Raw genomic sequence first — 23,615 nt, 5'->3', positions numbered from 1 at the left:
TCGGGTCGGACTCACGCCAGTCTCGCGGGCGAGGCGCCCGCGAGCGCATCCCGCCAGCTCATGTCGCGCGCGGCCTTCACGGCGCAGACGACGAGCAGCATCCAGCCGCCCTCGAGCAGCGCGAAGCTCTCCGCGAAGCTCGTGACGGCGAGGGCGACGAGCGCGAGGGCCGGCCACAGGTAGACGACGCTGCGTCGCGACGAGGCGAGGAGCCACGCCCGGACGAGCGCGACGCCCACGAGCCCGGCGAAGAGCAGTGCGCCGATGACCCCGACCTGGAAGTACGCGTCGATATAGGCGCTGAGCGCCGACGAGTGGTCTCGTCCGACGCCGCGCTCGACCCAGACGTAGGGCGCGGCATCGGGCCAGCGGCCGACCCATCCCCAGCCCTGCAGCGGGTTCACCGCGAGGTAGCGGGAGACCTCGCGCCAGACGTCCAGTCGGACGTCGAACTCGCCGCGCGCGTCGAGCAGTTCGATGATGCGGATGCGCGTGATCCAGCCGACGACGAGCATCGCGACGGCGGAGATCAGCAGCGCGAGCTGCCAGCGCCATCGCGTCTCGGATGGAACGCGGCGCAGGCCGAAGAGCGCGGCGAGCGCGACCAGCGTGACGCCGAGGGCGACGAAGGTCGTGGGGGAGCCGGAGAACAGGAGCAGCAGGCTCGCGAGGACCACGGAGGCGATCGCGCGCCCGGGACGGACGCTGCGCGTGCGCCACTCGACGATGAACGTGATCAGGCCGATGAGCGCCACGAAGCCGAGCAGGTTCCGCGAGCCGAACATCCCCTGGACCGGGCCCAGCGAGGCGATGTTCCCCTGGACGCCGAGGAACGCGATCGGCAGGTCGAGCAGGATGCCGGAGAGCACCTCGAGCGCGAGCGAGACGCCGAGCAGGACCCGCAGCACGTCGCCGAAGGCGCGGACGATCTGGATGGTGTCGCGCATGAGCGCGATGTACACCCCGAGCACGCCGAAGCTGATGAGGTAGCCGACGCCGAGGACGGTGAGACCCGGCGTGTCGCTCCAGATCACCGAGGCGCCGCACCATCCGACGAAGACGAGGATGGTCAGCGGGAGGATGCCGTACCACTCGACCGCGCGCCAGCGCGCGACGAGCGAGATGCCGGCGAGCACGATGAGCGTGGCCAGTGCGGCGATGAGGCCGGGCCATCCCACGAGGGCGCGCACGGCGTGCGTCGAGAACGCCAGCCCGACGGACATGAGCGTCACCGCCTGCGCGAAGCGCGCCGAGCCGGCGAACTCGCGCAGGGCCGACCTCACCGGGGCACCTCCGGGCGCGCCCAGCGCCTCGGCGAGCGGGTCGGCGGCATGGTCGGGAGCGGTTCGGGCGACCACTGCCGCTGCTTGGTCCCCCACGCGATCGCGAGGAGCAGGATCCAGCCCGATTCGATGAGCAGCCGGCTCTCGGCGAGCGACTGCCCGATCAGCGCGACCAGGACGAGCAGCGGGATGAGCGAGATCGCGGAGAACCCGACGGGGTGCCCGCGTTCGTCCCTCGGTCGGTCGACCGCGAGGAACCACGACCTCCAGAGCGCGCCGACGACGATCGAGGCGAAGGCGAGGAGTCCGACGACGCCGAGCTGCATCCACACGTCGAGCCAGGCGTTGTGCGCCTGCAGGTACTCGACGCCGTTGCGGACCGCCAGGCCGTCGAAGGGGTCGACCCACGGCTGCCAGTAGCCGATGTAGCCCCAGCCGAGCACCGGGCGCTCCGCGGCGAGGCCGATCACCGAATCCCAGATGTCGAGGCGGCCGGTGAGGTCCTCGCTCTTGCCGAACAGGCCGAGCAGGGCGTTCCAGAGCAGCCCGACGAGGGCGACGGATGCCACGAGCGCGGCGGCCGCGGTGACGTAGACGGTGCGGCGGCGCTCGGGGCCGACCCGGCGGGCCCACATCGCGAACCCGTACGCCGCGAGCACGAGCACCCCGACGAGCGCGACGGTGGCGGACCGCGTGAGCAGCAGGATCAGGCCGCTCACGACCAGCCAGCCGATGCCCTGGGCGCGGCGCATCCCTCCGCTCGCGAGCAGCGCGGCGAAGAGGATCGCGGCGATCAGCGCGGCCATGCCGAGGAGGTTGCGGTTGCCGACGATGCCCTCGATCGGCCCCCCGTCGAAGAGCATGGCGCGGGACCAGTAGAAGGCCATCGGCAGGTCCCCGGTCGACGCGTCGAAGTCGGGGAAGTTCGGCAGCAGCGGCTCGCGGACGAACACGGCGACCCAGAGCTCGAAGAGCAGCGAGAGCGCGAGCACCCACTTCAGCGCGCTGCCGGCCGCACGGAGCACGCCGTGCCAGCCCAGCGAGAGCGTGAGGGAGAGTGCGGCGATCGTGGTGACGAAGAGGATCGCGAGTCCGAGCGCGGTGCCGCCCGGGTAGTGCGACCAGGCGAGCGAGAGCGTCGCGATGCCGAGGAGGAACAGAGTCGACTTCGGCGTCCGACGCCAGCTCAGGCGGGGTCGTCGGGCGGCCCAGAGCCAGACGGAGCCGACCAGCACGACCGCGACGACCGCGCCGAAGCCCCACCAGCCGAGGAGGTTCCGCCAGAACTGCCCGGCGAACGCGGTGAAGAACACGAACGTGGCGAACGCGCTCTCCAGCACCGGCCGTCGTCCGAGGGTCATGCGCACAAGGGTATCGCGGCGGCCGGATCCGGCCGGCCGCAGCATCGGGTCAGACGAACGCCGCCTCGCCCGTGATGGCACGGCCGACGATGAGCGTGTTCATCTCGCGCGTGCCCTCGTACGAGTAGAGCGCCTCGGCGTCGGCGAAGAACCGGGCCACGTCGTAGTCGAGGACGATGCCGTTGCCGCCGCACACCTCGCGGGCCCAGGCGACGGTCTCGCGCATGGCGGTCGTCGCGTAGGCCTTCGCCAGCGCCGAGTGCTCGTCGCGCTGCTCGCCCGCGTCGAGCATCTGCGAGACGCGCACGACCATGCCGAGCGAGGCCGTGATGTTGCCGAGGCACTTCACGAGCAGGTCCTGGATCAGCTGGTGCGAGCCGATGGTCTTGCCGAACTGCTCGCGCTCCGTGGCGTAGCGAACGGCGGCCTCGTAGGCGCCGATGGCCGTGCCGACCGCTGACCACGCGACCTCGGCCCGGGTCTGCCTGAGCACCGCCGCCGTGGCGCGGAACGAGTCCGCGTTCTGCAGGCGGAGCGACTCGGGAACGCGTACGTCGGTGAGGGTGATGTCGGCGTTCTGCACCATCCGGAGGCTGATCTTGCCCTGGATCTTCGTGGCGGCGTACCCGGGCGTCGAGGTGGGAACGATGAAGCCCTTGACCTGGCCGTCTGCCTCGTCCTTCGCCCAGATGATCGTGATGTCCGAGAAGGTCGCGTTCCCGATCCAGCGCTTCTCGCCGTTCAGCACCCACTCGTCGCCGTCCCGCCGTGCGGTCGTCCGCAGGCCGCGTGCGGAGTCGGAGCCGGAGAGCGGTTCGGTGAGGCCGAACGCGCCGACGACCTCGCCGGAGGCGAGGCGCGGGATCCACTCCCGCCGCTGCTCGGCGGAGCCGGCGACGGAGATCGATCCGGTCGCGAGCCCGTTCTGGACGCCGACGAACGTGCCGATCGACGCGTCGACCCGGGCGAGTTCCAGCGCCACGAACCCGCGGAAGACCGCGGAGTTCTCGAAGGGCGTCGTCTCGTCCCACGCGAACGCGAGCGTGCCGTGGTCCGCGAGGGGCCTGACGACCTCCATGGGGAACTCGGCGCGCTCCCAGTGATCGTTGACGATCGGACGGACGTCGCGCTCGAGCCAGGCGCGGAGCTCGGTGAGCGCCTCCTGCTCGCGGTCGGTCAACAGGGACGCGTACGAGTAGAAGTCGCTCGCGAGCGGCTCGAAGGACATGGCTGCTCCTCAGTCATCGGGGGATGGGCCGAGCGTATGCAGCCACCGGCCGGCCGGCGCAGGGCTTGGTAGTTTGGCCCCAAACCGGGAAAGGAACCCACTTCGCATGTTTGTCGCGATCCGCAACACGCCCCGAGACTATGCGTGGGGTTCCCACACCGCGATCGCCGAGTTCCGCGGGGTGGATCCGACCGGCTCGCCCGAGGCGGAGCTCTGGCTCGGGGCGCACGCCGGCTCGCCCGCCGAGGTGATCGACGCGGATGCCGCGGCTGCGTCCGACCTCGCCGAGCTGATCGCCGCGAACCCCGCGCTCGCGCTCGGACCGGAGCACGCACGCGAGGGGGCCCGGCTGCCCTTCCTGCTCAAGGTGCTCGCCGCCGCGCGCCCGCTCTCGCTCCAGGCGCATCCGACGCCCGACCAGGCGCGCATGGGCTACGGACGCGAGGAGGCGGAGGGCGTGCCGATCGACGCGTTCGACCGCAACTACAAGGACCCGTTCGCCAAGCCCGAGCTCATCGTCGCAGTGAGCGAGCGGTTCGAGGCGCTCTCCGGCTTCCGGCCGCTCGATGAGGTCGCCGGGGTCGTCGAGGCCCTCCGCGCCGCTGATGCGGCCTCGGCCGAACCGCAGCCCGGCGCGCTCGACCTGCTCGCCGCGCGGCTCGACGGCCCCGACGCCCTTCGCGAGAGCGTCGTCTGGCTCCTCCAGGACGGTCGCGGGGAGGACACCGGCGAGGCGGCCTGGCTCATCGAGCGCGTGACCGCGCTCGCCGCGAGCGACGAGGCGCTCGCCTCGCCGTTCGCCGCCTCGTTCCGCACGGTGCTCGACCTCGCCGAGGAGTACCCCGGCGACCCCGGGATCGTGATCTCCCTGCTCCTGAACCGGGTGAGCCTCCGGCGCGGCGAGGCGCTGTTCCTCGACGCCGGCAACATCCACGCGTACCTCTCCGGCCTCGGCATCGAGCTGATGGCCGCGAGCGACAACGTGCTCCGCGGCGGGCTGACGTCGAAGCACATCGACGTGCCCGAGCTCATCGAGGTGCTCGACTTCACCCCGATCGAGCCGCCGCTGCTCGCGCCCATCGAGGCGGCTCCGGGTGTCCTCGAGTACCGCCCGTCCGTCCCGGACTTCACGCTCTTCCGCGTCGAGGGGGCGGATGGGGCGGCGCGCATCGCGCTCTCCGGCCCCGCGATCGTCCTCGCGGAGGGCGCCGGGGTCGAGGTCTCCGGCGCCCACGGGTCGATCGCCGTGGCACGCGGCGAGGCGGCGTTCGCGTCGCCTGACGAGGCGTCGCTCGCCTTCGCCGGCGAGGGCGTCGCCTGGGTGGCGACGGTGCCGCCCGCAATGGGCTGAGCACCTCGCGGTGATCGACGACGGATGCCGCGGCATCCGCTCGCCGTCACCCGACCTGTCGCGGACCGAACACCCGTCGGTACTGGGTCGGCGTGGTCTGCAGCGTCTTCACGAAGTGGTGGCGCATGACGGCCGCGGCGCCGAAGCCGGTCTCGCGGGCGATCTCCTCGAGGGTCAGGTCGGTCTCCTCGAGCAGTTGCTGCGCACGGAGGAGGCGCTGGCGGTTGAGCCACGCGTTCGGCGTCGTGCCGGTCTCGGCGCGGAACTTGCGTGCGAAGGTGCGTGGCGACATGAGCGCCTTGCGGGCGAGGCGGTCGACCGTGAGGTCCTCGTCGAGGTGCTCGAGCATCCACTCGGTGACGAGGGCGAACGAGTCGCTCCTGGCGTCGACGACGGGGGTCTGGATGAACTGGGACTGGCCGCCGTCGCGCTGCGGCGGGACGACCATGCGCCGGGCGACGATGTTCGCGGCGCTCGCGCCGAGCTCGGTGCGGACGATGTGCAGCGCCGCGTCGATGCCCGCGGCGGTGCCGGCGCCCGTGACGACCTTGCCGTCCTGCACGAAGAGCACGTCGGGATCGACCTCGGTGTCGGGGAACATCTCGGCCAGGCGGTCGGTGTACATCCAGTGCGTGGTCGCGCGGCGGCCGTCGAGGACGCCGGCGCGGCCGAGCGTGAAGGCGCCCGAGCAGACGCTCAGCACCCAGGCGCCGCGGTCGACGGCGTCGCGGATGACCCGCAGCACCTCGGGGTGGGCGGGCTCGTCGATGAGCGAGGCGGGGACGGCGACGAGGTCGGCGGTCTCGGCGGCCTCGAGTCCCTCGTGCACGACGACGTCGAAGCCGAGCTTCGTCGAGATGGGCCCGGGCTCCGCGGCGACGACGTGGAAGTCGAACGACGGGCCGCCCTGCTCGGACCGGTCGATGCCGAAGACCTCGCAGATCACGCCGAACTCGAACGGTGCCATCTGGGGGACGGCGATGCACGCGATGGTCTGGAGCACGGATCCTCCTCGATACCGCCACACGGTGGCAGGAATGTGTCGATCAGTGGCGAGTCTGCCACTTTCGGCAGGATCTTGCAAGGCGGAGAATTCCTGCCATGGACATCATCGTGCTGCTGATCATCGCCGGACTCGCGGTGTGGGGCGTCGTCGCGACGCTGCTCCGCCTCGACTCGGACGGCTACGGCCGACCCGAGATCCGAGACCGCGTGCGTCACGTCGATCGGGCCCCGCTGCGTCGCGCCTGACCCCGGCCGCTAGCATCGTCACGACGCCGGAAGCTCCGGCGGCGGAAGGCGGGACATGAGCTGGCTGGTCACCGGGGGAGCGGGCTACATCGGAGCGCACGTCGTGCGCGCGTTCCGGGCGCAGGGCATCGACACGGTCGTCGTCGACGACCTCTCCTCGGGTCGGAGGACCTTCGTCCCCGAGGGCTCGCCCTTCGTCCACGGCTCGATCCTCGACGGCGCGCTCCTCGAGGACACCATGCAGGCGCACGACGTCCGGGGCGTCGTCCACCTCGCCGGCTTCAAGTACGCCGGGGTCTCGGTGCAGCGCCCCCTCCACACGTACGAGCAGAACGTCACGGGCACCGCGCGGCTCCTCGGCGCCATGGCCGCGAGCGGCGTGGATCGGATCGTCTTCTCCTCGAGCGCGGCCGTCTACGGCACGCCGGACGTCGACCTCGTGACCGAGGGCACGGCGAAGCGCCCCGAGTCGCCGTACGGCGAGTCCAAGCTGATCGGCGAGTGGCTGCTCGCCGACCAGGCGCGCGCGACCGGCCTCCGCCACACGTCGCTCCGGTACTTCAACGTCGTCGGCTCGGGCACCGACGAGGTGTTCGACCCGAGTCCGCACAACCTCTTCCCGCTCGTGTTCGACGCGCTGCTCGAGGGGCGCACCCCGCGCATCAACGGCGACGACTACCCGACGCCCGATGGCACGTGCGTGCGCGACTACATCCACGTGGCCGACCTCGCCGACGCGCACGTGGCCGCCGCGCGCCGTCTCGACGCCGGCGAGTCGATCGAGTCGGTCTACAACCTCGGATCCGGCGACGGGGTGTCGGTCGGCGAGATCATGCGAGAGGTCGCGCGGGTGACCGGAAGCGACTTCACCCCCGAGGTCGGACCCCGCCGTGCCGGCGACCCGGCGCGCATCGTCGCGTCGGGCGATCTCGCAGCTCGCGACCTCGACTGGCGGATGCGCCACACGCTCGGCGAGATGGTCGCCAGCGCGTGGTCGGCACGCCGCGCGGCAGCCGTCGGGTGAGGCCGATCACGACTCGGACACGCCTCCAGCGTGTCGCGGTCGGCGTGAAGCCTCGAGGCGGTATTGAGGGTTCTCCATCCACGACTTGACGCCACCGAATTACACCGGTGTAATTGGTGAGACACACCCCTCGGGGATGTCGGTACAACTGGGTGGGAGACGATATGGGCAAGCCTGAATATCGTTCTGGGGTACCTGAGGATTGGTTCGTCGACCCCGTGAGGCTCGGCGTACCGGGGGTTCGCGGGGTCGCAGACGACGACAACCAACTGGCGTGGCAGACCGATGCGCTGTGCGCGCAGACCGATCCGGAGGCGTTCTTCCCCGAGAAGGGCGGTTCCACGCGCGACGCCAAGCGCATCTGCACGGGCTGCGAGGTCCGTTCCGAGTGCCTCGAGTACGCGCTCGCCAACGACGAGCGGTTCGGCATCTGGGGCGGGTTGTCCGAGCGGGAGCGCCGCAAGCTCCGGAGACAGGCCGGCTGACCGTCGGTCGGGGCGTGTCGCCCGCGCTCACGGCACGCCCGCAGCGCTGACGGATGCCGCGGGGGCTGCCGCCTAGGCTGTCCCCGATGTTCCCCAGAGTCACCGCCGTCCTCGTCGTGCAGCACGGCGGCGACCGGCTTCGCGCCACGCTCGACGCGCTGCGATCGCAGACGCGCCGGCCCGACGACCTCGCCGTCGTCCTCATGGACGCCGACGACGCCACCCGTCGGCTGGTCGAGGCGCAGCGGCCCTCGCACGTCGTCTCGCTGGGGGCGCCCCAGCCGTTCGGCGCAGCGGTCGGCGCCGTGGAGCGGACCCTCGGGGAGCCGGACGACGACCGGTCCTCGCTGTGGCTCCTGACGGAGGATTCCGCCCCGGATCCCACCGCGCTCGAAGCGCTCGTCGCGGCGCTCGAGAACGCCCGCACCGCGGCGATCGCCGCGCCGAAGCTCGTCGCGTGGGACGACCCGAGGCGCATCGTGCGCTTCGGGCGGTCGGTCACGCGCGGTGGCCGGAGCCTGGCGATCGTCGACGGCGAACTCGACCAGGGGCAGCACGACGACCTCTCGGACATCCTCGGAGCCGACCCCGCCGGCATGCTCGTCCGGCACGCCGTGTGGCGCCGCCTCGAGGGGTTCGATCCGGCGTTGCCCGTGGTGGACGACGGACTCGACCTGGGCATGCGCGCCCGGCTCGGCGGGCACCGGGTGATCGCCGTGTCGTCCGCGTCGATGCGGTTCGCCGACACCGGCGTCGCGGGCCCCGGGGCCGAGCCAGGTGGTCGAGGCGCTCGTCACCGGGCGCGGGTCGCCCGGTCCGCATGGCTCCATCGACGGCTCTCCGACGCCCCCGTCGCGCTCGTTCCCCTCCATTGGCTCGCGCTGCTGCCCATCGCGCTGCTGCGGTCGCTGCGGCACCTGCTCGTGAAGACCCCCGGCTCGATCCCCGGCGAATTCGCCGCGGCGATCGAGGTCATGGTCGCGCCGCGACGCATCCTGCGCTCGCGGCGCGCCATCGCAGACGTGAAGACCGTGAAGTGGTCCGCGCTCGCGCCGCTCCGGATCCGACCCGACGAGGTGCGGGTGCGACGGCAGCAGGCCGCCGAGGCGCGCCGCCAGCGCGCACGGGGCCGGGTCGACGACCTGCAGTTCCTGCAGACCGGGGGCGGATGGGTCCTGCTCGCCACCCTGACCCTGTCGGTGGTCCTCTTCGCACCACTGCTCGCGTCCGGTGGGATCTCCGGCGGCGGCCTGCTGCCGCTCTCCGACGATCTCGCCTCGCTGTGGCGCAACGCGGCCGCGGGGTGGCGTGACGTCGGCGGCGGCTTCGTCGGCGCGGCCGACCCGTTCGCAGGCGTGCTCGCGGTCCTCGGGAGCGCGGCGTTCTGGAACCCCTCCGCGGCGCTCCTCGGGCTCTGGCTCCTCGCCATCCCGGCATCGGGCCTCGGCGGCTGGTTCGCCGCCTCGCGCCTCACCGAGCGCGCCTCGCTGCGTGTGCTCGGCGGCCTCGCATGGGCGGTCGCGCCGCCGCTGCTCGATGCGCTCGCCGCAGGACGCCCGGCCGCGGTGCTCGTGCACGTCCTGCTGCCGTGGCTCGCCGTGCTGATGTTCGCCGCCGGCACCTCGTGGGCGGCCGCGGCGGCGGCGTCGCTCGTCTTCGCCGCGATCGTCGCGTGCGCCCCGGTCCTCGCGCCCGCCCTCCTGCTGGCCTGGCTGGTGGCCCTCCCGCTCAGCGGCCGCGCCGCCGTGCGGCTCGCCGGCATCCCGCTGCCGGCGCTCGCGCTCGCCCTGCCGCTGGTCGCGCAGCAGGTGGGGCGCGGTGCGCCGTTCTCGCTCCTCGCGGACCCCGGTCTTCCGCACGGCGGAGGTGAGCCGGACGTCGCGCAGATCGCGCTCGGACAGGCGAACGGGACGTGGGGACGATGGGAGGACGCACTCGGAGGGCTCGTGGCGGAGGTCGTGCCGCCGCCGATCCTCCTCGCGGTCCTCCTCGCCCCGCTGGCGCTCGCCGCGATCGCCGTCGTCGCCTCGCGCCGCCTCCGCGGAGGCCTGCTCGCGCTCGCCCTCGCCGCGGCGGGCTTCGCCACGGCGGTGGGCGCGACCCTGGTCCACGTCGCGTTCACCGGCGAGCGGGCCGTGCCCGTGTGGGCGGGCGCCGGCATCAGCGTGATGTGGCTCGGCATCCTCGCCGCCGCGATCCTCGCACTCAGCACCCTGCGCCGGGGCGCGGCGGCGGCCGCGACGGTCGTGGTCGTCTTCGGGATCCTGGCCGTCGCACCCACCGTCGCGGCGCTCGCGCTCGGGCGCACGGCCGTGGGACCGGCACCGGAGCGGACCCTTCCGGCATTCGTCGAGGCCGAGGCGGCCTCGGATCCGCGCGTCGGCACGCTTCGCATGCAGCCGACGGCGGATGGCGGCATCCGCGCCACCATCGAACGCGGCAGCGGCGCCACGCTCGACCAGCAGTCGACGCTCGCGTCCACGCAGCGCGACCTCACGGAGACCACCGAGTCGATCGCGACCCTCGCGGGGAACCTCGCGTCGCGCAGCGGCTACGACGCGAACGCGGCGGTCGAGGAGTTCGGGCTCTCGTTCGTGCTGGTCGGTGCGGCGGACGCGGATGACACCGCTGCGATCGCCGTCGAGCAGCGCGCGCGTGCGGCCCTCGACGGGAACCCGCAGGTCATCCCGATCGGGGAGACCGACTTCGGCCCGATCTGGCGCTTCGTGGATGCCGATCCGGCGGCGCCCGGGGCGCGCATCCCGGACGCGGGACCCCTCGCGGGCTGGATCGTGACGGGCCAGTTGGTGGTGATCGGAGCGGCGCTCCTGCTCTCGATCCCGACCGGCGGAGGTCGGGAGCCCGATCGCAGGCCGCCGTCGGTGCGCCGTCGGCGGCGGCCGGCGAGGGTGCCGGCATCGGACGACGTGACGACGAGCGAGGACGCGGACGTCGACCGTTCGGCGCCGGATGCCGTGAGCTCGGGCGTAACGCCGCCCGAGGAGCACCCGGACGCCGAAGCCGACGAATCCGCACGACCCGATGACGAGGACGGAGGTGACCGCCGTGCCGACGAGGCGTGACGTGATCCGGGGGAGCGTCCGAGCGGTCGCGGCGCTGGCCGCGGGCGGCCTCGCCGCAGGCGCGCTGATCGCGGCATCGACCCTGCCGTTGCCCGTGGTCGTGGCCGAACCGCCGTCGACGGTCGTCCAGCCCGCGGAGAGCCGCCAACTCCGGGTGTGTCCGGGGCCCCTGCTGTCCCTCGCGGACGACGCCGCATCGGCGGCCACCGCACGGTCGGTTGGCCCGCCCGCACTCGCCGTCGCGGCCGACCCGGAGAGCGCCGCGATCGAACAGGTGCCGCTCGACGCGCCCGACAACGCAGCCGCGGCCACGGACGGCGGCCCGGTCGCGATCTCGGCCGAGCCCGGCGCGGTGCTCGCCGGGATGCTCGCCGGCGCGCAGTCGCAGACCCCGGCCACCGAGTCCCTCCTCGGGCTCGCGGCGGCGGCGTGCGTCGAGCCGGCATCCGATTCATGGCTCCTCGCGGGCGCCACCGACGTCGGGCGGTCGGGCCTCGTGCTGCTCGCCAACCCGGGCGAGGTCGCCTCCACGGTCGACCTCCGGGTGGTCGGCGAGACGGGCGCGGTCGAGGCTCCGTCGGGGCTCGGCATCGTCGTCCCCCCGGGCAGCCAGCGCGTCGTCTCGCTCGCCGGCCTCGCGCCGAGCGTTCGCACGCCGGTCGTCCACGTCACCAGCGCGGGCGCGCCGATCGCCGCGGCACTGCAGCACTCGGTCGTGCTCGGCCTCGAGCCCGCGGGCGTCGAGTTGTCGACCCCGGTCGCCCCGCCGGCGATGCGACAGGTCGTGCCCGGGTTCGTCGTGGCCGACGCACGGGGCGTCGCGCCCGACGACGACCACGCCGAGGGCGACGACCACCCCGCCCTCCGACTGTTCGCGCCCGACCAGGCCGAGGCCTCCGCGGTCGTCGAGGTCCACGACGAGGGCGGCGCCGTCGTCTCGCAGGTCGACGTCACGCTCGCCCCGGGCCAGGCGACGGACCTCCCGCTCGGCACCCTCGAACCCGGCTCGTACACCGTCGTCGTCGACGCCGATGCCCCGGTGGTCGCGGCAGCCCGTTCGACGGTCCTGGGCCAGGGCGAGGACCCGATCCTCGCCGACCTCGCGTGGTCGGTCGCCACCGGCGCGCTCCTCGACCGCGCAGCGGTCGCGATCCCGGACGGGCCCGGAGCGTCGCTCCGACTCTCGAACCCCGACGACGAGGAGGTCGCCGCGACGGTCACGATCGACGGGAGCGAACGCTCGGTCGCGGTTCCGGCCGGCGGTTCGGCCTCCGTCGCCGTGCAGGGGGGCGATCGCGTCATCCTCGACGGCGTCGAGGGGATGCACGCGGCGGTCACCTTCGAAGGCGGCGACGTGCTCGCGTCCATGCCGGTCGCCCCGCCCGGCCCCCTCGATTCCCCGGTGCGCGTGTTCCCGCAGTAGGGCGAGGCCGTCGCCGGGAGGCGCCGCGGCGGCTCAGGGGTGGACCGGGCGCATCACAGGTGGCGGTACCGACCCGGCGCGAGCTCCCACGGATCACGCCCGAGGAACTCGGCGACCGCCCGGAAGACGCAGCTCTCCACGAGGAGCCGCTCGTCCTTCTCCTCGCCCTCCTGGGTGCGGAGGAAGCGCACGATCGGCAGTCGGTAGAAGACGATCCGGCGATCGTCGTGGTACACGCGCCACCGGTCGACGTGATCCTCGTGGATCGCCTCGGCCGGCGCATCGGCGACCTGGAACGAGACGCCCTCGAGATCGGGCCAGAGCCCGCGGAGGTAGGCCGCCGTCGAGGCGAGCGTGACGTCGAACTCGTCGATGCGGGTGCGGAGCGGCGGGAGGTGGGGGCCGGTCACCGCCGAGCGCATGCCGCGGCCGTGACGGTCGCGCGACAGGCGCCTCCGCGAGGCCGACGTCGCGGCGACACGACGGGAACGGGGCATGGCCTCCATCGTAGCGGCCGCCCGGATCGATACGCTGGGGTCGCCATGAGACGTTGTTCGCGCACCGCATGCACCGCCGAGGCGGTCGCGACCCTGACGTACGACTACGCCGATTCGCTGGCCGTGCTGGGGCCGTTGTCGTTCACGCGCGAGCCGCACTCCTACGATCTTTGCGCGCGCCACGCCGACCGGACGTCCGCTCCGCGAGGCTGGCAGATCATCCGGCACGTGACCCTCGGTGAGGTAGGGTTCACCGCATGAATCCCCCCGCGAACCCGCGCGCTCGCGCGCGCCTCGAAACGATCGTGAAGGCCTACGACGTCCGAGGCATCGTCGGCGACGCGCTCACCGCCGAGGTCGTCGAGGCGCTCGGCGCCGCGTTCGTGGACGAGGTCGGCGCAGGGGGCGACCGCGTCGTCGTGGGACACGACATGCGCGACTCCTCGCCGGCATTCGCCGAGGCGTTCGCCCGCGGGGCGGCCGCCCGTGGCGCCGACGTCGTCGCGATCGGGCTCTGCTCGACCGACGAGAGCTACTTCGCGTCGGGCACGCTGCACGCGCCCGCGGCGATGTTCACCGCCAGCCACAATCCGGCCGCGTACAACGGCATCAAGTTCTCCCGAGCCGGCGCCCAGGGCATCTCGCTCGACACCGGTCTCGCCGCCATCCGCGACCGCGCCGCGGACTTCCTCGACGGAGGCATCCCCGTCGTGCCCGAGCCCGGCGGCATCGAGCAGGCCGACGTCCTCGCCGACTACGCGCGGCACCTCCGCACCCTGGTCGACCTCGGCGGCATCCGCCCGCTGAAGGTCGTCGTCGATGCCGGCAACGGCATGGGCGGGCTCACGGTCCCCGCGGTCCTGGGCGAGTCGGCGGGCCTGCCCGCACTCCCGCTCGAGATCGTCCCGCTCTACTTCGAGCTCGACGGCACGTTCCCGAACCACGAGGCCAATCCGCTCGATCCCGCCAACCTCGTCGACCTGCAGCGCGCGGTGCGCGCGCACGGGGCCGACCTCGGCCTGGCGTTCGACGGCGACGCCGACCGGTGCTTCGTGGTCGACGAACGCGGCGAGGCCGTCGACCCCTCGGCCGTCGCCGCGATCGTCGCACTCCGCGAGATCGCCCGCGTGCGGGCCCTGGGCGAGACCGAACCCACCGTGATCCACAACCTCATCACCTCGCGCTTCGTGCCCGAGACGGTCGAAGCGGTCGGCGCCGTGGCCGTGCGCACGCGCGTCGGCCACTCGCTCATCAAGGACCGCATGGGCGAGACCCGCGCCGTGTTCGGTGGCGAGCACTCGGCCCACTACTACTTCCGCGACTTCTGGGGCGCCGACAACGGCATGCTCGCAGCCATGCACCTGCTCGCCGAGTTCGGCTCGCAGGCGGAGCCGCTCTCGGCCATGTCCGCGCGGTTCACGCCCTACGCGCTCTCCGGCGAGATCAACTCGACCGTCGCCGACGTCCCCGCCGCGTACACGCGCATCGTCGAGGCCTTCACCGGCCGGGTCGAGTTCGACGAGCTCGACGGGCTCACCGCGACGGGCATCACCGCCGAGGACGAGCCGTTCTGGTGGTTCAACGTCAGGCCGTCGAACACCGAGCCGCTGCTCCGGCTCAACGTCGAGGGCGAGGACGACGCGACCATGTCGGCGATCCGCGACGAGGTGCTCGCGCTCATCCGCGCCTAGCCGGCGGGCGGCGGTCGGATGCCTCGGGCCCGAGCGGCTGCGACAATGGACGGCATGACCCTCGTCACGCCCTCCGCGACATCCGCACTGCCCTTCAAGGTCGCCGACCTCTCGCTCGCCGAGGCGGGCCGGCACCAGCTCCGACTTGCGGAGAACGAGATGCCGGGGCTCATGGCGCTCCGCGCGGAGTACGGCGAGTCGAAGCCGCTCGCGGGTGCCCGCATCGCGGGGAGCCTGCACATGACCGTCCAGACCGCGGTGCTCATCGAGACGCTCGTGGCGCTCGGCGCCGAGGTGCGCTGGGCGAGCTGCAACATCTTCTCCACGCAGGACGAGGCGGCCGCCGCGGTCGTCGTCGGTCCCGACGGCACCGTCGACGAGCCCGCCGGCGTGCCGGTGTTCGCCTGGAAGGGCGAGACGCTGGAGGAGTACTGGTGGTGCACCGACCGGATCTTCGACTGGAGCGCCGAGGCCGAGGCCGCGGGCGCCGACTGGATCGGCCCGAACATGATCCTCGACGACGGCGGCGATGCAACGCTGCTGGTCCACCGCGGGCGCGAGTTCGAGGCCGCGGGCTCCGTGCCGGCGTCGGCGGAGGACGCGAGCGCGGAGTACCGCGTCGTGCTGGACACCCTCCGCCGATCCCTCGCCGCGAGCCCCGACCGCTGGACCCGCATCGCCGCCGAGCTGCAGGGCGTCACCGAGGAGACCACGACCGGGGTGCACCGCCTGTACGAGCTGCACGCCGACGGCGAACTCCTTTTCCCGGCGATCAACGTCAACGACTCGGTGACGAAGTCGAAGTTCGACAACAAGTACGGCATCCGGCACTCGCTGCCCGACGGCCTGAACCGCGCGACCGACGTCCTCATGGGCGGAAAGGTCGCGTTCGTCGCGGGCTACGGCGACGTGGGCAAGGGCGCTGCCGAGGCGCTGCGCGGACAGGGCGCGCGCGTCATCGTCTCCGAGATCGACCCGATCACTGCGCTGCAGGCCGCGATGGACGGCTATCAGGTCGCGAGGCTCGAGTCCGTGATCGAGCAGGTCGACATCCTCGTCACCGGCACCGGCAACAAGGACGTCGTGCGGCTCGAGCACCTGCTGGGGTTGAAGCACCTCGCGGTCGTCGCCAACGTCGGCCACTTCGACAACGAGATCGACATGGCCGCGCTCGAGTCGCTCGAGGGCGCCGAGCGGGTCGAGATCAAGCCGCAGGTGCACGAGTGGCGCCTGCCGACCGGTCGCAGCATCCTCGTGCTCTCCGAGGGGCGGCTGATGAACCTCGGCAACGCGACCGGGCACCCGTCCTTCGTGATGTCGAACTCGTTCGCGAACCAGGTGCTCGCGCAGATCGAGCTCTGGACGCGCCCCGACGCGTACCCGATCGGCGTGTACGTGCTGCCCAAGCACCTCGACGAGAAGGTCGCGCGCCTGCACCTCGACGCGCTCGGCGTCGAGCTGACCGTGCTCACGCCCGAGCAGGCGGCCTACATCGGCGTGCCGGTCGAGGGGCCGTACAAGGTCGACCACTACCGGTACTGATCGCGAGGCGGATGCCGCGGCGCATCAGCGCTCGGGGAATCCGTTCGGCCGCGACTCGAGCACCGGCTCCAGCGCGGTCATGCGCGCGTCGACCAGTGCGAGGGCCGCGAGGTCGCGATCGCGTCGGAGCGCCGCGAAGCCGGCGAGCAGGAGCTCGGGTTCGACGTGGGGGATCGGCGAGACGAACGGGGCGACCTCGGCCGCGAGCGACGCGGCCACGCGCTGCCTGCTGGCGGGCGCGAGGTGCGGGGCGTTGCGGAGGAACGTGGCGACGCGGCGCGCGAGCGGGTCGGGCAGTCGCCCGACGTCGGCGACCGTGGCCCACGCGACGAGCGCGTCGGGCACCCCGAACGACGCGGGCACGTACGCCCGCACGCGCTCCACCTGGCCGTGCGTGCCCGCGAGGATGTCGCCGAGCCGCTTCGAATCCGGGTTCAGGAATCCGACGAGCACCGCGAGCCCGCCGAAGGTGAGCCAGATCTCGAGCACGCCCGTGAGCGCGCGGATCAGGGCGTGGCGGAAGCCGATCGACCCGCCGTCGTCGCGGACCACGCGGATGCCCATGACGAGCTTGCCGACCGAGCGGCCGCGCGAGGCCGTCTCCACCGCGGTGGGCAGCACGACGATGCACGTGACGAGGAGCGCGATGCCGACCGCGCGGAACGCGGCCTCGTCGAGGTCGAGCCCCGAGATCGCGAGGAGTGCCAGCAGCCCGACGACGATCGTGAGGACCACGTCGATCGCGGCCCCGCCCGCGCGCATGACGGCGCTCGCGGGGCGGAGGTCCAGCGCCACGGCCTCGCCGGTGAGCACCGCCTCGTCGTCGAGCGCGACAGAGGTCCGCGCGGGGGCGGCGTCGGCGGGCATGGCTAGTATTCAAGCAGATGGACCTCGACGCGCTCGCGACCGCCCGCCACGACGACTGGGAGCGGCTCGACGCGCTCTCGAGGAGGTCGCGTCCGAGCGGCGCGGAGGCCGACGAGCTCATCGAGAGGTACCAGTCCGCGGCGGCCGACCTCTCCCTCGTCCAGGCCACCGCGGGGTCGACCGCGCTCGGGGAACGGCTCTCGCTCACCCTCGCGCGCGCCCGATTGCGGTTCACCGGCGTCGCCGAGAACCCGCTCCGCCAGCTGTCGCACTTCGCCCTCGTCGGGCTGCCCGCCGCGCTGTACCGGGTGCGCTGGCTGACCCTCGCCGTCGCGCTCGCGACGTTCGCGGTGTCGGCGTTGTACGCGACCTGGGTGCTCGCCGACCCGCGCGTGCTCGCGAACCTCGGTAGCGAGGAGGAGCTCCGGCAGGTCGCCGAGGAGGGCTTCGTCGCCTACTACTCCGAGAACCCGGCCGCGTCCTTCGCGGGGGCCGTCTGGACCAACAACGCGTGGATCGCGGCGCAGTGCGTGGCGTTCGGCATCACCGGCGTCTGGGTGCCCTGGGTGATCCTCCAGAACGCGCAGAACCTCGGCCTGACCGCGGCGATCATGTTCGCCTACGACGAGGCCGACACCTTCTTCCTCTACATCGCCCCGCACGGCCTGCTCGAGCTGGCGTGCGTGTTCGTCGCGGCCGCGGCCGGGCTTCGGATCTTCTGGGCGTGGGTCGCCCCGGGCGCACGCACGCGTGGCGCCGCCGTCGCCGAGGACGCACGCGCCCTGTTCTCGGTCGCGATCGGGCTGGTCTTCTTCCTGTTCCTCGCCGGGGTCATCGAGGGGTTCGTCACGCCCGCACCGTGGCCGTGGCCGGTCAAGATCGGGATCGGTGCGATGGCGCTCGCGCTACTGCTGTTCGCCATGCTCGTGCTCGGGCGCCGCGCGGCGCGAGCCGGCGAGACGGGCGACCTCGCCGAGTTCGACGCGGGGTCACGGCGCGCGACCGCCGGCTGACGTGCGATCGCCGGACGACTCGCGACCGGTGATCGCCGCGGCACCCGCTACAGCTGCCCGGCGGCCTTGAGCTCGAGGTACCGGTCGGCGAGCGCCGGGGGAAGGTCGGCAGGGCCGGCGGCCACGGTCGACGCGCCGAGCCGTCGAACGGCCGCCGCCACGCGATCGGCATCGAGACGGGTCCGCTCGGCCGCCGCGGCCGCGTAGACGTCGGCGAGCTCGTCGCGACGCCGGACGGCGGCCTCGAGGGTCGGGTCGGCCACGGATGCGACGACGACGCGATGCCGCGACGCGAGTCCGGGGAGCACGGAGAGCAGGCCGCGTGCGCTGCCGGTCGAGTCCGCCGCGGTCAGGAGGACCACGAGCGCGCGGCGGCTCGTCACCCCGCGGATCTGCGCGGGAACCCCCGCCCAGTCGGCCTCGATGAGCTCCGCGTCGACGTCCGCCATCGCGTCGACCATGCGCGCGAGCAGGTCCGGGCCGCTCGCACCGTGCACGCGCCCGCGCAGCCGGCGGTCCCACAGCAGCAGGTCCACGCGGTCGCCCGCGTGCGTGGCGAGGGCGGCGAGCAGGAGCGCCGCCTCGTAGGCGGTGTCGAGGCGCGGCTCGTCGCCGATGCGCGCCGCCGCCGTCCGCGACGTGTCGACGACGATCACGATCCGCCGATCGCGTTCCGGCCGCCACGTGCGGACCATGAGCTTCGCAGACCCGGGCGACTCCGGATCGGACCGGCGTGCGGTGGCTCGCCAGTCGATCGATCGCACGTCGTCGCCGCGCACGTACTCGCGAAGGGAGTCGAACTCCGTTCCTTGGCCGCGGATGAGGATCGGAGTCCTTCCGTCAAGCTCGCGCAGTCGGGTGAGGCGAGAGGGGAGATGCGCCCGGGAGTGGAACGGCGGCAGCACGCGGATCCGGCCGGGCGCCGCAAGGGTCGCCTGCCGGGCCCACAGGCCGAGCGGCCCATGCGAACGGACCGTGACGGCTCCGGTGACGCGGTCGCCGCGGCGGGTCGGCGTGAGTGCGAGCACCACTCGCCGCCCCTCGGCGGCGGGGACGTCGACGCGAGCGCGGTTGCGCCCGTGGACGCCGGCCGACGGCGGCCAGCCGTCCCTCACCTCCGCGCGGAGCCTCCGCCGTCCGAGGTTCCTGAGCACCAGCTCGGACCGGACCGTCTCGCCGAGGCGAAGCCGCGGCGGAAGTTCGCGCTCGACGGCGATCAGGCGCGGGGATGCCGCGATCGCGAGGTCGATCGCGCCCAGTCCGATCGCGACGACCAGCCAGACCACGAGGGCCGCCCATGCGGCGCCCGCATCGCTGCCGAGCAGCACGACGGGCACGACGCCGAGGGCGACGAGCAGGCTGAAACGTCCGGTGAGCGCCATCGTCAGAGCGGGACCTGCACCTGCTGCACGACGGATCGCAGCACCTGGTCCACCGACACGCCCTCGAGTTCCGCCTCCGGGCGGAGCTGCACGCGATGGCGCCATGCCGGCAGCAGCATGGCCTGCACGTGGTCGGGCGTCACCTTCTCGACACCGGTCAGCCACGCCCACGCCTTCGCTGCGGCGAGCAGGCCCGCGACGGCGCGGGGGCTCACGCCGAGTCGCATCGAGGGGCTCCGTCTCGTGGCGCGTGCGAGGTCGACGACGTAGGCGAGCACGTCGTCGGCGACGCCGACGCGGCGGGCGGCCGCCCGGGCGGCGAGGAGTTCGGCCGCGCCGAGCACCGGTTCGACGCCCGCGGCGGCCAGGTCGTGCGGGTCGAAGCCGTCGGCGTGGCGTCGGAGCATGGCGACCTCCGCCTCGCGCTCGGGCACGTCGAGCACGAGCTTCAACAGGAACCGGTCGAGCTGGGCCTCGGGCAGGGCGTAGGTGCCCTCGTACTCGATCGGGTTCTGGGTGGCGGCGACGAGGAAGGGGCGGGGCAGCGGGCGCGTCACCCCGTCGACCGAGACCTGCCGCTCCTCCATGGCCTCGAGGAGCGCCGACTGCGTCTTGGGGGGCGTGCGGTTGATCTCGTCGGCCAGGAGCAGGTTCGTGAACACCGGTCCCTCCCGGAACGCGAACTCGCCCGATCTCGGGTCGTACGCGAGCGACCCGGTGACGTCGCCGGGCATCAGGTCGGGCGTGAACTGCACGCGTCGCGTCTCGAGGCGCAGCGTCCGGCTCAGGGTCCGCACGAGCAGCGTCTTCGCGACGCCGGGGACGCCCTCGAGCAGCACGTGCCCGTCGGCGAGCAGCGCGATGATGAGGCCGGTCACGGCGCCGTCCTGGCCGACGACCGCCTTGCCCACCTCGGTGCGGACACGGTCGAGCGCACCGCGCAACTGCGCGTCGTCGGGGGTCGGGTCGGTCATGGTCGCCTTCCTGTCGGGTCGGTGGCTTCGAGGGCCTGATCGGGTGAGATCGCGGCGTGCACGGCGCGTTCGAGTCCGTCGAGGTCGCGAGCGAGGCGGACCAGGTCTCGGTCGCCCTGCGGTTCGGCGTCGACGAGCAGTGCGCGAACGGACGCCGCGGGTCGTCCGGTCGTGCTCGCTGCGGCCGCGACCACGGCGTCGACCTCGGCCGACCGCGGCAGGCGGAGTGCGGCGGCCAGTCGCCGGATGGAGCCGATCCGCAGCTGGTCGAGTGAACGCAGCCTCGCCGAGCCCCTCGCGTAGAGGCGAGCCCGGCCCTCGCCGGTCTCGGATGCCGGGACGTGCACGGGGAGGTCCTCGACGACCAGCGGGCCGAATCGCCGACCTCGCCAGATCCCCGCGGCGACGGTGACCACCACGAGGAGGACGAGGACCGGGCTCACCCAGCCCGGAGTCAGCTCGGCGAGGCTCGGCGCGTCCGCGGCATCCGCGTCACCGGGCCCGGGGAGGTACCAGGCGACCGCGTCGCGCTCTCCGAGCAGGCCGATCGCGAGGGCCGCATTGCCGGCCTCGTCGATCGTCTCGTTCGCGAACGGCGTCGTGGCGCCCACCAGGACCACCTCGGCGCCGTCGGGGGAGGTCCCGGCGACGACGGCGAATCCATCGCCCGACGGGAAGCAGCCCGCGAATCCGGATGCCTCGGCGTCATCGTCGATCGCCAGCAGGCGTTGACCGTCGGAGAGCGCGCCGGCTCGGTCGGCGGCCGGCAGTGCGCACGCGGCGTCCGCGGGAGCGTCTCCCGCGGCCCCGGCGAGTCGGACTCCGGGCGCGAGGACCTCGAGGGCGGCGAAGTCCGGCCGCGCCACGACGATGCGGTCGGCGACGGAGGCGAGTTCGCGGACGCGCTCGCGATCGAGCACTCCGAGGTCGTCGTGCAGGAGGATCGTCGCTCCGCCGCGTGCGGCGTCGAGCGCGCCATCGAGGCTGCGCACCTGGCCGACCTCGACGCCCCGGTCGGCGAGGACGCGGGCGAGCGCCTGCGCGCCGCCGGGCGCCGGGTTGTCGGCCGCGAGCGGAGACCCGGGCGCTCGGACCGCGCCCTGGACGACGACCAGGACCAGGGCGCCGGCGAGGAGTGCGAGCGCGATGACGATCCAGGTCCGCCCGCGTCGGAGCGTTCGGCGCACGCCGGGCGTGATCGCGGGGGCCGGCCGGTCGGATCGGGTGCGAGCCGTCGACGCGGTCTCGGCCTCGCGAGCGGCGCTCACGTTCCGGCTCCGATCGGCGTCGTCGGTGCGGTGAGCGGGTGCGCCCTGCCGAGTTCGGCGTCGAGTGCGGCGACCTCGGCGTACGCGTCGGCGTCGCCGGTGCGGCCGAGGTAGCGCACTCCGTCGAACGCGTCGGCGGCGTGCTCGACTGCGGGCCCGTGTGCCGGGAAGGGCACGGCCGCCGCGCGAGCCATCCCGTGCGCCGTCGTGCCGGGGTGCACGCGCACGAGTTCGCGCTCGACGAGGGCGCGCATGAGCGCTCGGAAGCGCTCCTCGATCGCGAGCGCCCACTCGCCGGACGCCGCGGCCCGCTCGGCCGCGACGCGGAGCGTCGCGGCATCACGGAGGTCGTCGTCGTCGAAGAGCGCGATCCCGGCGGGCGCGCGTCGTCGCAGGCGCGGGAGCCCGAACACGAGGAGGCCGAGGCCCACCAGCCCGGCGACGACGAGCACCGCGATGAGCGCGAGCGTCGGAACCGGCAGCCCGGAGGCGCCGCTGAAGAGACTCGCGATCCAGTCGCGCACCGCCTGCGCCGCGAGGTCGAAGAGCGTCGGTTCGGCCGCGCGGTAGACCGGATCGGCGAGTTCGTCGACCACCCAGCGGCGCGCCTCGGGCGCGTCGGGGTCGAGCGGCGGCTCGAGCCGCGCGAGCGCGGTCAGGACCACGTCGGGGTCGGATCGCCCGTCGGGACCGGTGCGAACGGGTCCGTCACGGGTCGGCCCGCCTCCCTCGCCTCCACGTGACGCTCGAGTTCGAGGTCGAGTCCCTCGGAGCGCATCCGGAGGTCGATGTAGATCACCGCGATCAGTGCGGCCTGCACGACGGCCACGATCGCGCCGATGAGGATCGAGAGGACGGTGCCCACCAGTGTCGAGGCGATCGTCACCGCCTCGTACGTGGCGCCCGCAGTGGGGTCGAGGATGACGGCGAGGATCGTGCCGCCGAGCATCGGCACCTGCACGACGGTCTGCGCGATCGTCGAGACGATGAGCCCGACGAGGAGGATCAGGCCGAAGGTGCGCCAGAAGTGCCCTGTCGTGAGCTGCCACGAGCGTCGCACCGACTGCCCGATGCCCGCACGCTCGAGCACGATCACGCTCGGCACGAGCGCCAGCTTGGTCCCCAGCCACGCGGCGAGCACGGCGAGCCCGAGCAGGAGCAGCATCACGACGAGCAGCACGCCGGCGATCGCGAGCGGGTCGGGTGCGATGAGGGCCGTCATGACGACGATCGTGGCGAGCAGGGCGAAGACGCCGAGCACGATGACGCTCACGAGCAGGGTCCAGCCGATGAGCGGACCGATCCGACTCGCGGCGCGCCGCCACAGCGCGCCGAACCCGAGCCGCTCGCCCAGGGTTCCGCTCGCGACCTCGATGACCATGACGCCCTGCAGGAACGCCCCGGCCACGACGCCGACGGCGAGCGGGACGAGCGTCAGCAGGACGAGCCATCCGATCGTTCCGGCCATGACCGCGTCGAGGTCGGCCGCGCTCGCCGACTCGATGCGCCCGATCGCGAGGACGAGGAACGGCACGAAGACCGCGGCGGTCGCGACGACGGAGGCCAATTGGACGACGAGGCCCGTGCCGAACACCGGGGCGGGGTTCCGCCGGAGGGTCCGGAACGGCGCCCAGAGCAGCGTGCCGAAGCCCATGGGCCGGAGCGGCAGCAGGCCGGGCTTCGGCGGCGGGGTCCATCCGCCGGTCGGCGCGCCGTACCCGGTCGGCGTCGGTGCGCCGTACGCGGGCGACGGCGGGACGGCGGCGCCCGGGGGGAGCGGGGGCGGCCCGTATCCGGTGCTCGCCGGGGGAGCGGGGGGATGCCACTGCTGATCCGACACGTGCGTCGTGCTCCTTCCCGGGGGATTCCACAATGCTGCCACAGGCCGCCCA

21 protein-coding genes are annotated in these 23,615 nt (G+C 73.3%); 10 read left to right on the top strand and 11 right to left on the bottom strand.

Going from position 1 to position 23,615, the window contains the following annotated elements:
* Positions 1-11: 11 nt before the first annotated feature.
* The 3 genes from GJR97_RS04020 to GJR97_RS04010 are packed head-to-tail and all read right to left on the bottom strand — an operon-like array spanning position 12 to position 3,872.
* Positions 12-1,283, bottom strand: a complete 1,272-nt coding sequence (locus tag GJR97_RS04020; RefSeq protein WP_324613124.1) for an O-antigen ligase family protein — start codon at positions 1,281-1,283, stop codon at positions 12-14.
* Positions 1,280-2,644, bottom strand: a complete 1,365-nt coding sequence (locus GJR97_RS04015; RefSeq protein ID WP_195760601.1) for an O-antigen ligase family protein — start codon at positions 2,642-2,644, stop codon at positions 1,280-1,282. The genes GJR97_RS04020 and GJR97_RS04015 overlap by 4 nt, the downstream gene beginning before the upstream one ends.
* Before the next feature lie 49 nt (positions 2,645-2,693).
* Positions 2,694-3,872, bottom strand: coding sequence for an acyl-CoA dehydrogenase family protein (locus tag GJR97_RS04010; protein ID WP_154345191.1), 1,179 nt, complete (start codon positions 3,870-3,872; stop codon positions 2,694-2,696).
* Positions 3,873-3,978: 106 nt separating this feature from the next.
* Here GJR97_RS04010 and manA point away from each other — a divergent pair, with 106 nt between their 5' ends.
* Positions 3,979-5,223: a mannose-6-phosphate isomerase, class I gene (gene manA / locus GJR97_RS04005; RefSeq protein WP_154345190.1), complete on the top strand. Its 1,245-nt coding sequence runs from the start codon at positions 3,979-3,981 to the stop codon at positions 5,221-5,223.
* 46 nt (positions 5,224-5,269) lie between these two features.
* Here the strand turns inward: manA and GJR97_RS04000 are convergent, their stop codons facing one another.
* A complete protein-coding gene (locus tag GJR97_RS04000) occupies positions 5,270-6,226 on the bottom strand; it encodes a GlxA family transcriptional regulator (protein ID WP_324613123.1) in 957 nt (318 codons plus the stop codon).
* Between the two features lie 98 nt (positions 6,227-6,324).
* Here GJR97_RS04000 and GJR97_RS03995 point away from each other — a divergent pair, with 98 nt between their 5' ends.
* From GJR97_RS03995 to GJR97_RS03975, 5 genes are all read left to right on the top strand, one after another.
* Complete coding sequence (locus GJR97_RS03995; RefSeq protein WP_154345189.1) at positions 6,325-6,474, top strand: hypothetical protein; 150 nt, start codon at positions 6,325-6,327, stop codon at positions 6,472-6,474.
* A 55-nt stretch (positions 6,475-6,529) separates the two neighbouring features.
* Positions 6,530-7,498 (top strand): UDP-glucose 4-epimerase GalE, encoded by a 969-nt coding sequence (gene galE, locus GJR97_RS03990; protein ID WP_154345188.1) that lies wholly within the window; start codon positions 6,530-6,532, stop codon positions 7,496-7,498.
* 164 nt (positions 7,499-7,662) lie between these two features.
* Positions 7,663-7,983 (top strand): WhiB family transcriptional regulator, encoded by a 321-nt coding sequence (locus tag GJR97_RS03985; RefSeq protein ID WP_129234301.1) that lies wholly within the window; start codon positions 7,663-7,665, stop codon positions 7,981-7,983.
* 86 nt (positions 7,984-8,069) lie between these two features.
* Positions 8,070-11,066: a glycosyltransferase family 2 protein gene (locus GJR97_RS03980; protein ID WP_195760600.1), complete on the top strand. Its 2,997-nt coding sequence runs from the start codon at positions 8,070-8,072 to the stop codon at positions 11,064-11,066.
* Positions 11,050-12,489, top strand: coding sequence for a DUF5719 family protein (locus tag GJR97_RS03975; protein ID WP_154345186.1), 1,440 nt, complete (start codon positions 11,050-11,052; stop codon positions 12,487-12,489). The genes GJR97_RS03980 and GJR97_RS03975 overlap by 17 nt, the downstream gene beginning before the upstream one ends.
* Positions 12,490-12,542: 53 nt before the next feature.
* Here GJR97_RS03975 and GJR97_RS03970 read toward each other — a convergent pair whose 3' ends face one another.
* Entirely contained in the window at positions 12,543-12,986 is a 444-nt protein-coding gene (locus tag GJR97_RS03970; RefSeq protein ID WP_154345185.1) for a hypothetical protein, read from the bottom strand.
* A gap of 45 nt (positions 12,987-13,031) precedes the next feature.
* Between GJR97_RS03970 and GJR97_RS03965 the strand changes: the two genes are divergently transcribed.
* The 3 genes from GJR97_RS03965 to ahcY are packed head-to-tail and all read left to right on the top strand — an operon-like array spanning position 13,032 to position 16,219.
* Positions 13,032-13,247 (top strand): DUF3499 family protein, encoded by a 216-nt coding sequence (locus GJR97_RS03965; RefSeq protein WP_154345184.1) that lies wholly within the window; start codon positions 13,032-13,034, stop codon positions 13,245-13,247.
* On the top strand, positions 13,244-14,677 hold the full coding sequence (locus GJR97_RS03960; protein WP_154345183.1) for a phosphomannomutase/phosphoglucomutase: 1,434 nt from the start codon (positions 13,244-13,246) through the stop codon (positions 14,675-14,677). Before GJR97_RS03965 ends, GJR97_RS03960 begins: the two co-directional genes overlap by 4 nt.
* Positions 14,678-14,731: 54 nt before the next feature.
* Positions 14,732-16,219 carry an adenosylhomocysteinase gene (gene ahcY, locus GJR97_RS03955; RefSeq protein WP_154345182.1) on the top strand — a complete coding sequence of 496 codons (1,488 nt, stop codon included), beginning with the start codon at positions 14,732-14,734 and terminating at the stop codon, positions 16,217-16,219.
* A 24-nt stretch (positions 16,220-16,243) separates the two neighbouring features.
* On the opposite strand, the gene GJR97_RS03950 is transcribed toward ahcY, so the two are convergent.
* On the bottom strand, positions 16,244-17,086 hold the full coding sequence (locus tag GJR97_RS03950) for an RDD family protein (protein ID WP_154345181.1): 843 nt from the start codon (positions 17,084-17,086) through the stop codon (positions 16,244-16,246).
* Between the two features lie 17 nt (positions 17,087-17,103).
* On the opposite strand from GJR97_RS03950, the gene GJR97_RS03945 reads away from it, so the two are divergent.
* Positions 17,104-18,099: a stage II sporulation protein M gene (locus GJR97_RS03945; RefSeq protein WP_154345180.1), complete on the top strand. Its 996-nt coding sequence runs from the start codon at positions 17,104-17,106 to the stop codon at positions 18,097-18,099.
* Positions 18,100-18,146: 47 nt separating this feature from the next.
* Here GJR97_RS03945 and GJR97_RS03940 read toward each other — a convergent pair whose 3' ends face one another.
* From GJR97_RS03940 to GJR97_RS18670, 5 genes are read right to left on the bottom strand one after another with little or no spacing between them, the layout of a single operon-like run.
* Positions 18,147-19,481: a DUF58 domain-containing protein gene (locus GJR97_RS03940; protein ID WP_154345179.1), complete on the bottom strand. Its 1,335-nt coding sequence runs from the start codon at positions 19,479-19,481 to the stop codon at positions 18,147-18,149.
* Between the two features lie 2 nt (positions 19,482-19,483).
* Entirely contained in the window at positions 19,484-20,455 is a 972-nt protein-coding gene (locus tag GJR97_RS03935; RefSeq protein WP_154345178.1) for an AAA family ATPase, read from the bottom strand.
* On the bottom strand, positions 20,452-21,723 hold the full coding sequence (locus GJR97_RS03930) for a DUF4350 domain-containing protein (RefSeq protein WP_324613122.1): 1,272 nt from the start codon (positions 21,721-21,723) through the stop codon (positions 20,452-20,454). Before GJR97_RS03930 ends, GJR97_RS03935 begins: the two co-directional genes overlap by 4 nt.
* Entirely contained in the window at positions 21,720-22,388 is a 669-nt protein-coding gene (locus GJR97_RS03925) for a DUF4129 domain-containing protein (RefSeq protein WP_324613121.1), read from the bottom strand. Before GJR97_RS03925 ends, GJR97_RS03930 begins: the two co-directional genes overlap by 4 nt.
* Positions 22,379-23,563 carry a hypothetical protein gene (locus tag GJR97_RS18670; RefSeq protein ID WP_154345177.1) on the bottom strand — a complete coding sequence of 395 codons (1,185 nt, stop codon included), beginning with the start codon at positions 23,561-23,563 and terminating at the stop codon, positions 22,379-22,381. The genes GJR97_RS03925 and GJR97_RS18670 overlap by 10 nt, the downstream gene beginning before the upstream one ends.
* Positions 23,564-23,615: the final 52 nt, after the last annotated feature.

The sequence above is a fragment of the Agromyces kandeliae genome, from assembly GCF_009674665.1.
GTDB lineage: Bacteria > Actinomycetota > Actinomycetes > Actinomycetales > Microbacteriaceae > Agromyces > Agromyces kandeliae.
This window is presented reverse-complemented; position numbering and strand designations above follow the sequence as displayed.